Source organism: Streptomyces sp. NPDC015346, from assembly GCF_043078785.1.
Taxonomy (GTDB): Bacteria; Actinomycetota; Actinomycetes; order Streptomycetales; family Streptomycetaceae; genus Streptomyces.
On sequence record NZ_JBIBTW010000007.1, the window covers coordinates 244,061 to 257,181 of the forward strand.

The 13,121-nt window shown below is 72.4% G+C and carries 12 protein-coding genes and 1 pseudogene; 7 read left to right on the forward strand and 6 right to left on the reverse strand.

Annotated features, from left to right (window positions below; genetic code table 11):
* Positions 1 to 27: 27 nt before the first annotated feature.
* Entirely contained in the window at positions 28 to 708 is a 681-nt protein-coding gene (locus ACF06X_RS25540) for a gamma-glutamyl-gamma-aminobutyrate hydrolase family protein (RefSeq protein WP_392289622.1), read from the forward strand.
* 240 nt (positions 709 to 948) lie between these two features.
* On the opposite strand, the gene ACF06X_RS25545 is transcribed toward ACF06X_RS25540, so the two are convergent.
* Positions 949 to 1,902, reverse strand: coding sequence for a LysR family transcriptional regulator (locus tag ACF06X_RS25545; protein ID WP_392289623.1), 954 nt, complete (start codon positions 1,900 to 1,902; stop codon positions 949 to 951).
* A 70-nt stretch (positions 1,903 to 1,972) separates the two neighbouring features.
* Here ACF06X_RS25545 and ACF06X_RS25550 point away from each other — a divergent pair, with 70 nt between their 5' ends.
* Entirely contained in the window at positions 1,973 to 3,091 is a 1,119-nt protein-coding gene (locus ACF06X_RS25550; protein WP_392289624.1) for a TDT family transporter, read from the forward strand.
* A 29-nt stretch (positions 3,092 to 3,120) separates the two neighbouring features.
* Here ACF06X_RS25550 and ACF06X_RS25555 read toward each other — a convergent pair whose 3' ends face one another.
* From ACF06X_RS25555 to ACF06X_RS25565, 3 genes are all read right to left on the reverse strand, one after another.
* Complete coding sequence (locus ACF06X_RS25555) at positions 3,121 to 3,675, reverse strand: helix-turn-helix domain-containing protein (RefSeq protein ID WP_392289625.1); 555 nt, start codon at positions 3,673 to 3,675, stop codon at positions 3,121 to 3,123.
* Between the two features lie 165 nt (positions 3,676 to 3,840).
* Positions 3,841 to 5,649 (reverse strand): ABC transporter permease/substrate binding protein, encoded by a 1,809-nt coding sequence (locus ACF06X_RS25560; protein ID WP_392289626.1) that lies wholly within the window; start codon positions 5,647 to 5,649, stop codon positions 3,841 to 3,843.
* A complete protein-coding gene (locus tag ACF06X_RS25565; protein WP_392289627.1) occupies positions 5,642 to 6,757 on the reverse strand; it encodes a glycine betaine/L-proline ABC transporter ATP-binding protein in 1,116 nt (371 codons plus the stop codon). Before ACF06X_RS25565 ends, ACF06X_RS25560 begins: the two co-directional genes overlap by 8 nt.
* Positions 6,758 to 7,000: 243 nt before the next feature.
* Here ACF06X_RS25565 and ACF06X_RS25570 point away from each other — a divergent pair, with 243 nt between their 5' ends.
* Positions 7,001 to 7,945 (forward strand): 5'-3' exonuclease H3TH domain-containing protein, encoded by a 945-nt coding sequence (locus ACF06X_RS25570; protein ID WP_392289628.1) that lies wholly within the window; start codon positions 7,001 to 7,003, stop codon positions 7,943 to 7,945.
* Positions 7,946 to 8,005: 60 nt separating this feature from the next.
* Positions 8,006 to 8,842, forward strand: a complete 837-nt coding sequence (locus ACF06X_RS25575) for a siderophore-interacting protein (RefSeq protein ID WP_392289629.1) — start codon at positions 8,006 to 8,008, stop codon at positions 8,840 to 8,842.
* A 205-nt stretch (positions 8,843 to 9,047) separates the two neighbouring features.
* Here the strand turns inward: ACF06X_RS25575 and ACF06X_RS25580 are convergent, their stop codons facing one another.
* The gene (locus ACF06X_RS25580) at positions 9,048 to 9,680 is read right to left on the reverse strand and encodes a MerR family transcriptional regulator (protein ID WP_392289630.1); all 633 of its coding nucleotides are present in this window, start codon (positions 9,678 to 9,680) and stop codon (positions 9,048 to 9,050) included.
* A 177-nt stretch (positions 9,681 to 9,857) separates the two neighbouring features.
* Here ACF06X_RS25580 and ACF06X_RS25585 point away from each other — a divergent pair, with 177 nt between their 5' ends.
* The 3 genes and pseudogenes from ACF06X_RS25585 to ACF06X_RS25595 form a co-directional block, all read left to right on the forward strand.
* Entirely contained in the window at positions 9,858 to 10,760 is a 903-nt protein-coding gene (locus tag ACF06X_RS25585) for a hypothetical protein (protein ID WP_392289784.1), read from the forward strand.
* Complete coding sequence (locus tag ACF06X_RS25590; protein WP_392289631.1) at positions 10,757 to 11,197, forward strand: ABA4-like family protein; 441 nt, start codon at positions 10,757 to 10,759, stop codon at positions 11,195 to 11,197. The genes ACF06X_RS25585 and ACF06X_RS25590 overlap by 4 nt, the downstream gene beginning before the upstream one ends.
* A 19-nt stretch (positions 11,198 to 11,216) precedes the next feature.
* A pseudogene (locus ACF06X_RS25595) lies at positions 11,217 to 11,471 on the forward strand (ADP-ribosylglycohydrolase family protein); the annotation flags it as partial.
* A gap of 60 nt (positions 11,472 to 11,531) precedes the next feature.
* Here ACF06X_RS25595 and ACF06X_RS25600 read toward each other — a convergent pair.
* Positions 11,532 to 12,932 carry a cytochrome P450 gene (locus ACF06X_RS25600; RefSeq protein WP_392289785.1) on the reverse strand — a complete coding sequence of 467 codons (1,401 nt, stop codon included), beginning with the start codon at positions 12,930 to 12,932 and terminating at the stop codon, positions 11,532 to 11,534.
* Positions 12,933 to 13,121: the final 189 nt, after the last annotated feature.

The window sequence follows — 13,121 nt, forward strand, 5'->3', positions numbered from 1 at the left end:
CACCACTGTCTTCAGGAGGAGTTCTCCGTGTCCAAGCCGCTCATCGGCGTGACGACCTATCTGGACCGGGCCCGGTGGGGGGTGTGGGACATGCCCGCGGCCCTGCTGCCCGCGCAGTACCCGCGCCTGGTCCAGGCGAGCGGCGGGCTCGCGGCGATGCTCCCGCCGGACGAGCCGTCCGCCGCGGCAGCGGTGGCGGCTCGGCTGGACGGCCTGGTGGTCGCGGGCGGCGCGGATGTCGAGCCGGTACGGTACGGGGCCACGCCCGATCCCCGCACCGGCCCGCCCGCCCGGGCCAGGGACGCGTGGGAGCTGGCCCTGATCGAGGCGGCGCTGGCCACCGGCACCCCGGTGCTCGGCATCTGCCGGGGCATGCAGCTGCTCAACGTGGCGCTCGGCGGCACGTTGATCCAGCACCTGGACGGCCATGTGGAGGAGATCGGCGTGATCGGCCGCCACGCGGTGAAGCCGGTCCCGGGCACGCGGTACGCCTCCCTGGTCCCGGAGCTGACCTCGGTGCCGACCTACCACCACCAGGCCGTGGACCGCCTGGGCGCGGGCCTGACAGCCTCGGCCTACGCGGAGGACGGCACGGTCGAGGCGATCGAACTGGCGGAACCGGCCTGGGCGCTGGGCGTCCAGTGGCACCCGGAGATGGGCGAGGACGTGAGGGTGATGCGGGGACTGGTCGCGGCGGCGAGGACCTAGGTGCACCTCAGGGCGCGGGGGGCGCCCGGGGGGTGCTCAGGGGCGCGGGGGGCGCGCGCGGAGGGTGGTTAGGGGCGCGGGGAACTGCGCGCGCAGCCACAACGCACCCGCAGACTGCCGACGGCACGGACCCGCCGGACCTCGGGGGCGTGGGGGGGCGCCCGGGGGCGCTTAGGGGCGCGGGGAACTGCGCGACCAGCCACAAGGCACCCGCAGGGACCCCGCAGCCGTGACCGCCCCTCACCCCGACGGCGTCGCCCTGGTCAAGGACAGCAGGTCGCGCGCCGGGCCCGTGGGGCGGTGGCCGGTGGGCCAGACCGCGCGGAGGTCGCGGCGGAGCAGAACACCCTCGACCGGGATCTCCACCAGGCGGCGTGAGGCCAGCTCCTCCGTGATCGCGAGCTCGCTCAGGACGGCCGGACCGGCGCCGCTGACCGCCGCGGCCTTCACGGCCGTGGTGGAGGCCAGTTCGAGCAGCGGCCGGGCAAGGCCGCCGTGGGCGGCGAGCGCGGAGTCGAGGACCTGACGGGTGCCCGAGCCCCGTTCGCGCAGGATCAGCGGGGTCGCGGCCAGTTCGGCGGGGTCGAGGAGCCTGCGGCGGCGGGCCCACGGGTGGGAGGGCGCGGCGACCACGACCAGCCGGTCATGGGCCACGACCGCCCCGTCCAGACCCTCCGGCACGGCGAGCCCCTCCACGAACCCCAGGTCCGCGTCGTCGGCGAGCAGCCGCTCCGCGACCACCGCCGAGTTCCCGGCCATCAGGGACACGGCCGTGTCGGGTCGCTCCGCGCGCAGCGCGATCAGCCAGCCCGGCAGCAGGTACTCGGCGATCGTCATCGAGGCGGCCACCCGCAGCCGCGAGTCCCGGCGCCCCCGCAGCGCCTGCGCGCCGGCGTCGAAGGCCTCCGCCGCCTCCACGATCCGCCGCGCCCAGTCCGTCACCAGGGCGCCCGCGTCCGTGAGCCGCGAGCCGCGCGGCGAACGGTCCACCAGCGCCACCCCCAGCTGCCGCTCCATCGACCGGATGCGGCTGCTCGCGGCGGGCTGGGTGATCCCGACCTCGCGGGCGGCCCGCCCCAGGCTCCCGTGGCGGGCGACGGCCAGGAGGAGTTCGAGCGCGCCGAGATCAGGGACCCGGTGGGACAGGAAGGACGTCGCACTGCTCTCACGGCTCTCGCTGCTCTCACTGCTCATAAAGTCAGCTTATGACGTCATAGCGCCAAGATCCCTGGTCGGTACGGCGCATCGGTACGACGGTGGAGCCATGGCAACCCTCGCACCTTCCCGTCCGGCCACCCTCGCCACCACCCCCGGCGTCCGGGCGGCCGCGGTCCGCCACCTCGGCCCCAACTGGTACGCCACCGTGATGGGCACCGCCATCGTCGCCAACGCCGGAGCCACCATCCCCGTGCACGTCCCCGGTCTGCGCACCGCCTGCGCGGCCGTGTGGGCGCTCTCCCTGGCGATGCTCCTGACACTGCTCACGGCCCGCTCCCTGCACTGGATCCACCACCGCGACCGGGCGCGCGCGCATCTGCTGGACCCGGCCGTGGCCCCGTTCTACGGCTGTCTGTCGATGGCTCTGCTCGCGGTCGGCGGCGGCGCCCTGATCGTCGGCAGGGACTGGATCGGGCTCCCGGCGGCCGTGGCGCTGGACGCCGTCCTGTTCACGGCGGGCACGGTGATCGGCCTGGCCGCCGCCGTCGCCATCCCGTATCTCATGGTCGTCCACCACCGGATCGAGAGCGCCTCCCCCGTGTGGCTCCTTCCGGTGGTCGCGCCGATGGTCTCCGCCGCCCTCGGTCCGCTGCTCCTGCCCCACCTGGCCGCCGGGCAGGGGCGGCAGACGCTGCTGATCGCCTGCTACGCGATGTTCGGCGTCAGCCTGCTCGCCACCCTGGTGATGCTGCCGCTGGTCTTCGGCCGGCTGGTCACCGGCGGCCCGCTGCCGCTGGCGCTCACCCCGACGCTCTTCCTGGTCCTCGGCCCGCTGGGCCAGTCGACCACCGCCGCGAACAACTTCGCCGACGCGGCCCCGGGCCTGCTGCCCGCCCCGTACGGGCACGGCTTCGCCGCCTTCGCAGTCCTGTACGGCGTGCCGGTCATGGGCTTCGCGCTGCTGTGGCTGGCGCTCGCCGGGGCGCTGGTCCTGCGGGCGCGGCGCCGGGGCATGGGGTTCGCGATGACCTGGTGGGCCTTCACGTTCCCGGTCGGTACGTGCGTGACGGGCGCGGAGGGGCTGGCCCGGCACACCGGGCTCGACGCCTTCCGGTGGCTCGCGATCGCGCTGTACGTGTTCCTCGTCGCCGCCTGGCTGGTGGCCGGCCTCCACACCCTGCGGGGCCTGCTCGGCGGGACGCTCCTCGCGGAGCCCGGCCGGTGAGGTGACCGCCGGACAGGGGCCGCGGGCCCTTATACGTCGGTGGCTTCGATGTGTTCGGCGACGGCGACGACGAGCAGGCGGGTGCCCGGCTCGGTGGCGCGCCACCGGTGTCGTACACCTCCGGAGAGGTAGAGCGTGTCGCCGCGCTCCAGCCGGTAGGCGCGGCCCTCGGCCTCGACCTCGGCGGCCCCGTCGGCGACGAAGAGCAACTCGTCGTTGCGGTGCTGGAATTCGCGGCCCGCGTCCCGCTCGCCGGTGAACTCCAGCGCGTGCAGCTGATGGCGGCCGCGGACCAGGGGCCGTACCCCGGCGGGCAGGTCGTGCAGCTCCTCCTCGTCGGACCGTACGACGTCGACGGTACGGGCCGACTCGGCGGCGGCGAGCAGGTCGCCGGACGTGGTGTCGAGCGCTTCGGCGACCAGCTGCAGGGAGCGCATGCTGGGTCTCGCGCGCTCGTTCTCGATCTGGCTGAGGAAGGGCACGGAGAGGCCGCTGCGCGAGGCGACGACGGCCAGGGTGAGCTGAAGCGCTCTGCGGCGCCTCTTGACGGCCGCGCCCACGCGTGGGGATTCCTTGTCGTCCATGTCGGCTCCCTCCCTCGTCCCTCGTGCGCTGTGTACTGGTCGGTTACCTGAACCTTACGCAGCTTTGGGCTGGGGTTTCGCGTCGTGGCGAAAAGGGGTGGCCGCCGAACACGGTCGGCGACCACCCCTTCGCGGACAGGAGTCGGAAAGACCTCAGACCCCGCGCTACGGGGTCAGCTTCTCCGCGAGGCCGGGGTTCTTCTCCAGCCAGCCGCGGACGGCCTCCTGCTCCTTGCCCTTGCCGGTCTTCTGGATGGCGGCTTCGAGATCCGTCAGCTGCTTCTCGGTGAGCTCGAAGTTCTTCAGCCAGGCCCCGACCTCGGGGTTGTCGGCGGTGAAGCCCTTGCGGGCCAGGGTGTGCACACCGTCGCCCTTGCCCCAGGAGCCCTTCGGGTCCTTGAGTTTCTTCAGGTCGTAGGTCGAGTAGGCCCAGTGCGGGGACCAGAGCGTGACGACGACCGGTTCCTTCTTGTCGTAGGCGCGCTTCAGCTCGGCGAGCATGCCGGGCGTGGAGCCGTCGACGACCTTGTACTCACCCTTCAGGCCGTAGTCGTTCAGGACCTTGTCCTTGAGGATGCCCATCATTCCCGCGCTCGGCTCGATGCCGATGATCCGGCCCTTGAACTCGCCGCTCCTGCCCTTGAGGTCGTCGAGCGAGTCGACGCCCTTCATGTAGGACGGCACGGAAAGCTCCAGGGAGGTGGGGCCGTACCAGGAGCCGAGGTCCTCGAGTTTGTTGCGGTACTTCTCCCAGTACTGGGCGTGGGTGACGGGGAGCCAGGCGTCGGTCTGGAAGTCGATCTGGCCGCCGGCGAGACCCGTGTAGAGCGCGCCCGCCTCCAGCTGCTTGGTCTCGACCGCGTAGCCGCGGCGCTCCAGGAGTTCCTTCCAGAGGAAGGTGGAGGCGATGCCCTCGTCCCACGGGATGTAGCCGAGGCTGATCTCCTTGCCGTGGCCGGTGTTCTTGCCGCCGCCGGCCGTGGCGGTCGCCGGGCCGCCGGCGCCGAGGAAGCCCATGCCGCCCGCGACGAGCGCGAGCACGACCACGCCGACGAGGGCGGTGACGGGCTGCGGGCGGTGGCCCCAGACCTTCGCCCCGGTGCGGGCGGCGACCGCGGCCCGTGCCTTGGCGAGGGCCCGGCGGCCGAGCGGCGAGACCTGGCGGCCCAGCGCGCCGGTCATCCGGTCCAGGTACATGGCGAGGATGACGATGGAGACGCCGGCCTCGAAGCCGAGACCGATGTCGACGTTGCCGATGGCGCGGTAGACCGCGCCGCCGAGCCCGCCGCCGCCGACCATGCCGGCGATGACGACCATGGACAGACCGAGCATGATCACCTGGTTGACGCCGGCCATGATCGTGGGCAGGGCGAGCGGCAGCTGGACGCGGAGCAGCGTGGCGCGCGGGCTGGTGCCGAACGCCTGGGCGGCCTCGACGAGTTCACCGTCGACCTGCCGGATGCCGAGCTCGGTCATCCGCACGCCCGGCGGCAGGGCGAAGATGATGGTGGCGATGATGCCGGGGACGACACCGACGCCGAAGAAGATGATGCCGGGGATCAGATAGACCATGGCGGGCATGGTCTGCATGAAGTCCAGGACCGGGCGCAGCACGGCGCTGACGGTCTTGGAGCGGGCCGCCCAGATGCCGAGCGGGATCGCGACCGCCAGGGTCACCAGGGTGGCGACCAGCACGAGGGAGAGGGTCGACATGGCGTCGTCCCACAGCTCGATGGAGTCGACGAGCGCGAAGCCCGCGAAGGCGAGGACGCCGGCGGACAGGCCGCGCAGCCACCAGGCGACGACGGCGAGGATGCCGGCGAAGAGCAGGGGCTCGGGCGCGGAGAGAACCGCGTCGATCCCGTCGTAGAGACCGGTGACGGCGGCGCTGACGGCGTCGAAGAGCCAGGCGAGCTGGGCCTGGAGCCAGTCGACGGAGCTGTCGACCCACTGGCCGAGGGGAAGCCTAGGCATGGGAGATCACCTCCGTGCCGGTGGTGCAGGCAAGGGGCGGGCGCTGCTCGTCGCCGATGAAGCCGATCAGCCGGGACTGCGGTACGACTCCGAGGACCGCGCCGTCGGTGTCCTTGACGGCCACCGGGTGCGGGACGCGGGCACTGACCGCGCACAGGTCGGCGACGAGGGTGTCGGGGCCGACGGTCTCGCAGCCGCAGGAGTCGGGCGCCGGGTGCTCGGGGGCGGAGTGCCCGGGGGTGGCGTGCTCGGGGGCGGAGGGTTCGGGGGCGGTCATCACGGCGGCGGCCGTGAGCACCCGCGAACGGTCGACGTCCTGGGTGAAGGAGGCGACGTAGTCGTTGGCCGGGCGGATCAGGATGTCCTCGGCGGTGCCGAGCTGGACGATCCGGCCGTCCCGCATGACCGCGATCCGGTCGCCGAGGCGCATGGCCTCGTTGAGGTCGTGGGTGATGAAGACGATCGTCTTCTTCAGCCGCTTCTGCAGCTCCAGGAGCTGGTCCTGCATGTCGCGGCGGATCAGCGGGTCGAGCGCGCTGAACGACTCGTCCATGAGGAGCAGGTCGGCGTCGGTGGCGAGCGCGCGGGCCAGGCCGACGCGCTGCTGCATGCCGCCGGAGAGCTCGTCGGGCCAGGACTTCTCCCAGCCGGCGAGGCCGCACAGCTCCAGCGCCTCGGCGGCACGGGCCTCGCGCTCGGCGCGCGGCACGCCCTGGACCTCCAGGCCGTAGGCGGCGTTCTCCAGGACGCTGCGGTGCGGGAAGAGCGCGAAGTGCTGGAAGACCATGCTGATCTTCGTGGACCGCACGGTGCGCAGATCGCGGGGGCTCAGCGCGGTGAGGTCCTTGCCGTCGAACAGCACCCGGCCCGCGGTGGGCTCCAGCAGACCGTTGAGCATGCGCAGCAGGGTGGACTTGCCGGATCCGGACAGACCCATCACGACGAAGATCTGACCGGGCTCGACGACGAAGGACGCGTCGATCACGGCGGCCGTCGTGCCGTCCGCGCGCAGTTCGTCGCGGTCCGCGCCGTCTGCGAGCTTCTTGACGGCTTCGTCGGGTCGTCTGCCGAACACCTTGTAGAGGTGGTCGGCCTGGAGCCTGGACACATATACCTCACGCGTTGAAACGAAAACGGCCCTCTGCCTGGGGCTTCGTCCTGGGGAACCCCATCCCCGCGGCCGGGCCGTGGAGCGGGCGGTTTCGGCCCGCGTCTCCCCTCGTACGGCGATCGACTTGTTGAATCGCGTACCGGGTCCGCTCCGGGCGCGCACCTGCCCCCGGCCTCGGGAGGCAAACGCGAAGGTGACGGGTGTCACCCACGAGGGCGTGCGTTGTCGGTGGGGTGCGGCATGATCGGGGGTGTGACGCCACGCCTGATGCTCCTCGACACCGCCTCCCTGTACTTCCGCGCGTACTTCGGCGTGCCGGACTCGGTCCGGGCCCCGGACGGCACGCCGGTCAACGCCGTGCGCGGGCTGCTGGACTTCATCGCCCGGCTCGTCCAGGACCACCACCCCGACGAGCTGGTGGCGTGCATGGACGCCGACTGGCGGCCGCGGTGGCGAGTGGACCTGATCCCCTCGTACAAGGCCCACCGCGTCGCCGTGGCGAGCGAGACCGGCCCGGACGTGGAGGAGATCCCGGACACCCTCGCGCCGCAGGTCCCGGTGATCGAAGCGGTCCTGGACGCGCTGGGAATCGCCCGGGTCGGGGTCGCCGGCTACGAGGCGGACGACGTCATCGGCACGCTGGCCGGGCAGGCGAAGGGCCCCGTGGACATCGTCACGGGCGACCGGGACCTCTTCCAGCTCGTCGACGACGAGCGCGCGGTGCGGGTGCTGTACCCGCGCAAGGGCGTCGGCGACTGCGACCTGGTCGACGGCGAGCTGATCCGTACGAAGTACGGGGTGCGGCCCGACCAGTACGCCGACTTCGCGGCGCTGCGGGGGGACGCCAGCGACGGGCTGCCCGGGGTGAAGGGCATCGGCGAGAAGACGGCCGCGCAGCTGATCACGGAGTACGGCGATCTGGCCGGCGTCCGCGCGGCCGCCGTGGACCGCACGTCGAAGCTGACCCCGGCCAAGCGGCGCGGGATCGTGGAGGCGGCGGATTATCTGGACGTGGCACCGACGGTCGTCCGGGTCGCCGGGGACGTACCCCTGCCGGACTTCGACGCGACGCTGCCGAGCGCGCCGCGGGACCCGGAGCTGCTGGCGGCTCTGGTGAAGCGGTGGGGTCTGGGCGGGGCCGTCGGACGGCTGCTGCCGGTCCTGAAGCGCGGGATGCTAGCTTAGGTAAACCTAAGTAGACCTGAGTAGACCTAAGTCCTAGGTCACCGAGCCAGGGAGAGCGTCGTGGCAGAGCAGCCGGCCCGCAAGGCACCGAAGGCCCGCGAGGCACAGGTGGTGCGCACCGAGCGGATCACTCCGCACATGGTGCGGGTCGTGCTGGGCGGGGACGGCCTCGCCACGTTCGAGGTGGGCGAGTACACCGACCACTATGTGAAGCTGCTCTTCGCCCCGGACGGCGTGAGCTACCCCGAGCCGTTCGACATGGAGCGGATCCGCGCGGAGTACCCGCGCGAGCAGTGGCCCACCACCCGGACGTACACGGTACGGAGCTGGGACCCGGTCCACCGCGAGCTGACCGTCGACTTCGTGGTGCACGGCGACGAGGGCCTCGCGGGGCCGTGGGCGGCGCGGGCGCGGGCCGGCGAGACCGTGCGCTTCCTTGGGCCGGGGGGCGGATACGCGCCGGACCCGGCGGCCGACTGGCACCTGCTCGTGGGCGACGAGAGCGCGCTGCCGGCGATCGCGGTCGCCCTGGAGCGACTGCCGGAGGGGGCGACGGTCCACGCGTTCGTGGAGGTCGCGGACGCGTCGGAGGAGCAGAAGTTCGCGACGGCGGCGGGCGTGGACGTGACCTGGCTCCACCGGGGCGACCGGACGACGGGCGAGGCGCTGATCGAGGCGGTACGGGGCCTGGACTTCCCCGAGGGTGACGTCCACGCGTTCGTCCACGGCGAGGCGGGCTTCGTGAAGGAGCTCCGCCGGCACCTGCGGCTGGAGCGGGGCGTAGCGCGGGAGCGGCTGTCGATCTCGGGCTATTGGCGCGCGGGGAAGACGGACGAGGCGTGGCGCGCGATCAAGCGCGAGTGGAACGACCAGGTGGAGCGCGAGCAGGAGTCCTGATCGGCCCTTTCGGCGTGGGCCTGGTCCACCCGTGGGTGGACCAGGCCGCCAGGGCCTGCGGCGGTGGGTGTCCGGACTGCGGCCTCACCGCGCTTCGCGCGAGTTCCGGTGCCTGACGTCCGAACACCCCCCGCCTCCGACCCACCGCCGACCCCGACCCCCTCGACTGGGTGACCGACCGGCGGTCGTCCGGGCTGAGGGGGTCTCAGGTGTTCTCGCCGAAGAGGCGGTCGGAGGCGTCCACGTGGGCGAGTCGCCGTAGGGCGCCGAAGACCGCGTCCCCGAGGACCGTTCCGACCACCACGCTCTCCACCAGTTCCTCGCGGCCCACGTTCCGCGCCACGTAGTCCAGGTCCGCCCGGGCCACCTGTTCCGCCGCCTCCGCGTACGCGTCGAGCACCTCCGCGAACGCCCCGTGGCCCACGCCCTCCAGCGCCGCCAGCGCGACCGCCAGCGCCTCCGCCGCCGGGCTGTCCGGATGCGACCGCCATCCGTGCTTGGCGATCAGCGCGGCCACCGCCTCGCGGGCGGCGGTGATCCCCTCCCCCGACTCCTCCGCGTAACGCGGCACCACGCGGTCCGCCGCCACGCCCAGCACCTTGTGCACGGGCCGTTCCGTGTCGGTGATCGCCGCGATCACCTCCCGTACGCCGGCGACCGAGAGCCCGCCCACGTCCAGGAGCGCGCGGACCAGGCGCAGCCGCCGCACATGCGTCTCGTCGTAGGAGGCCTGGTTCGGGCTCGTCAACTGCCCGGCCGGCACCAGCCCTTCCCGTACGTAGTACTTGATCGTCGGCACCGAGACTCCGGTCCTGCGGCTCAACTCTCCGATGCGCATCGTGCGTTCACCTTTCCGGTCCTGCTCCGGCCTTGCCGACCGGTCCCCCCATCATAGATAGTAGCGCTATCAGATAGCGGCGAGTGTCACTATCCATAACTGCCGGGGGTACCCATGTCCTCTTCGATACCGCGAATACGCGAGCTCCACCGACCGCTGGTCTGGTTCTCCGCCTCCATGGTCTTACTGGCTCTGGTGTCGGCCGCCGGCCTCCTCCTCGACGACCGCGTCCTCGTCGGCGCTCCCATCTGGTTCAAGCCGTTCAAGTTCGCGGTGTCGTTCGTGGCGTACGCGATGACCCTCGCCTGGATGCTCACCCTGCTCCCCCGCGGCCGCCGGGCCGGATGGTGGGCGGGCACCGTGGTCGCGGCGGCGAGCGCGGTCGAGATGGTGCTCATCACGACACAGGTGATCCGGGGCAGGCAGAGCCACTTCAACAACGAGACCCCCTTCGACGCGGCCCTGTTCCAGGCCATGGGCGCCACGGTCGTCGTCCTCTGGCTCGGCGCCCTGGTCATCGCGGTCCTGCTGCTGCGCGCTCGGATCCTGGACCGCGCCACCGCCTGGGCCGTACGGCTCGGCTCGCTGATCGCCCTGGCGGGCGCGGCGGTCGGCTTCCTCATGGTCCGACCGACGCCCGCGCAACTCGCGGCCGGGGACGACGCCTCCATCGTCGGAGCCCACAGCGTCGGCGTCGCGGACGGCGGTCCCTCGATGCCGCTGACCGGCTGGGCCACGACCGGCGGCGATCTGCGGATCGCGCACTTCTTCGGCATGCACGCCCTGCAGGTGATCCCGCTGCTCGTGCTGGCCCTGGTCGCGCTCGCCCCGCGCTTCGCCCCGCTGCGCGACGAGCGGGTACGGCTGCGCCTGACGCTCGTGGCCTCCGGCTCGTACGCCGCCGGCTTCGCACTGGTCACCTGGCAGGCGCTGCGCGGCCAGGCGCTCCTCGCTCCGGACGCCACGACCCTCGCCGCGGCCGGGGCGATCGCCGCGTCGACCGCCGCGGCGACCTGGGCGTCCCTGCGCACCTCTGCCCGTACCGAACCCGCCCTCGCCCCCCAGGAGTCCCTGGTATGACCGGCTTCCTCTTCGAGCTCTCCTTCCTCCTGGCCGCACCCGTCTGGCTCCTGATGATCTTCGCGCCGCGCTGGCGGGGAACGGAGCGGCTCGCCGCCTCACCGCTGACGGTCGTACCGATCCTCGCGGTCTACCTCACGCTGGCCCTCCCGGTCCTCCCCGAACTGTGGGCGGCGGTCAGCAGCCCCGACATCGACACCTTCCGCGACCTCACGGCGCTCGCGAACGGAGCCGGCGCGATCTGGGCGCAGGTCGTCGCCTGGGACCTCCTGATCGGCCAGTGGATGTACCGCGAAGCCCGCAGGCGGGACATCTCCGCCCTGGTCATGGGCCCCTTGCTGATCCTGACGATCCTCCTCTCCCCCATCGGTCTCCTGCTCTTCCTCCCCCTACGAGCGCTGAAGAAGCCCACCCCTGAGGCCCCGGCCGCCGCCTAGGCTGGTCCCATCAACCGGCGGCGGCATGGACCTGTCGGACGTCTTCGCCCGGTTCCGGGCCTGGGCGGCCGCGGAGCCGAAGGACTTCGGTCTGCAGACCGAGGACGTCCTCATGAACGGCGACCCCTGGGACCGTGCAGCCGCCCTCCACTTCCAGGTCAATGGCCGCGCGCCGGGCAACGGTTCGCTGATGCGAGCGTCCACCTCGGCGGTGTACTTCGCCGCCGAGGGCCGCAACTCCACCATGGCGGCGGCGCACCGGATCGCGGCGCTCGGAACCCCACCCACGGGTGGACCAGGGCCCCGAAGCGCCCCGGCGCCCACGTCCGTGCGCCTACCGCCCCGCCCTTGACCGGACCGTGGCGAGGACCTCCCGGTCCGGCTGGAGGGTCAGGCTCGGCACCGGGCGTATCTCGCCGGGGTCCAGGTCGAGGCGGAACCGGCGGGCCAGGACGGCCAGCACGAGGACGGCCTCGACCATGGCGAAGCGGGTGCCGAGGCAGACCCGCGGCCCGCCGCCGAAGGGGAACCAGGCGTATTCAGGTATCTCCTCGGCCGGCTCGCCCTCCGTCGTTCCCCACCGCTCCGGCCGGAACTCCTCCGGGTCGGTGAACCAGCGGGCGTCCCGGTGGGTCGCCCACTGGCTGCTCCACACCCGTGTCCCCGGAGGGATCGGCGTTGCTCCCAGCACCGCCCCCTCCTTGGCGATACCGGTGAGGAGCCAGATCGTCGGGTAGAGCCGCAGGGTCTCCTTCACGATGGCCTGCGTGTACGTCAGGCGCGCGTAGTCGTCGAAGCCGGGTTCGTGGTCCCCGAGGACCCGGTCCAGTTCTTCGGTGAGCGCCGTGCGGACCCGCGGGTTGTGGGAGAGGAGGTGCCAGGCCCAGACGAGGGTGGAGCTCGTCGTCTCGTGTCCGCCGATGTAGAGCGTGACGGTCTCGTCGCGGATCTCCCGGTCGGAGAGATGGGCGCCGGTCTCGTCCTGGGCGGCGAGCAGGCGGCTGAGCAGATCAGGTCGCTCGGTGTCGCCGTCGCGGTGGCGGGCGACGATCCGGGAGACCTCGGCGTCGATGACGGCGGTGGCGCGCTTGACCCGGGCCCGCCCGGGCGTGGGCACCCAGTCGGGCAGCAAGGCCCCCAGGCCGCTGAACTCCGCGCCGATCTCCTTCTGCGCGACATCCATGGCGCGGCCGATGGCTTCGGCGTCGGCCGCGGTGTCGACGCCGAAGATGGTGCGGACCGCGATGAGTTGGGTGAGGGCGGCCATCTCCTTCTTGACGTCGACGCGCTGCCCGTCGCTCCACCGGTCGGCGAGCGCGACGGCGCACTCGGCCATGGTGGCGGCGTAGGACCGTACCTGCTTGGGGCGGACGGACGGCTGGACCAGGGAGCGCTTGCGGCGCCAGTCGGCGCCCTTGGCGACCACCACTCCGTGTCCGAGCAGGGTGCGGAAGGCGATGCCGAGGTCGGGCTGGTCGAAGGTGCGCTCGACCTCGGTGAGGAGTTCGCCGATGGTGTCGGGGTGGGCGATGAAGAGGGCGCGGCCGCGGCCGAACCGCCAGCTGACGAAGTCCCCGCGTGCGCGCAGCCGTTCGAAGAAGGCGAGGGGGTCCTTTCCGAACTCGGGCAGGTTCCCGAGCAGCGGCACGCCCCGCGGACCCGGCACGATCTTCTGTCCGTCCGTCGTCCCGTCGGCTGCGGCTCCGTAGGCGGCAGCCCCGCCGACGACGGTCATGTCGGCGGCGGTCGGACCGGCTTGCGTGGTCACGTGCGTTCCCTCCCCGCGGTGTTGCCCGGTGTGTGACTCCATGGAATCGGAGAGGTCCGACACTCCGCCACCCCTGTGGAAAACCCCCTGTGGATGAACACGCGGGCACGGAAACGGCCGGGATCCGTGGCGGCAACCACGGGCCCCGGCCGACTA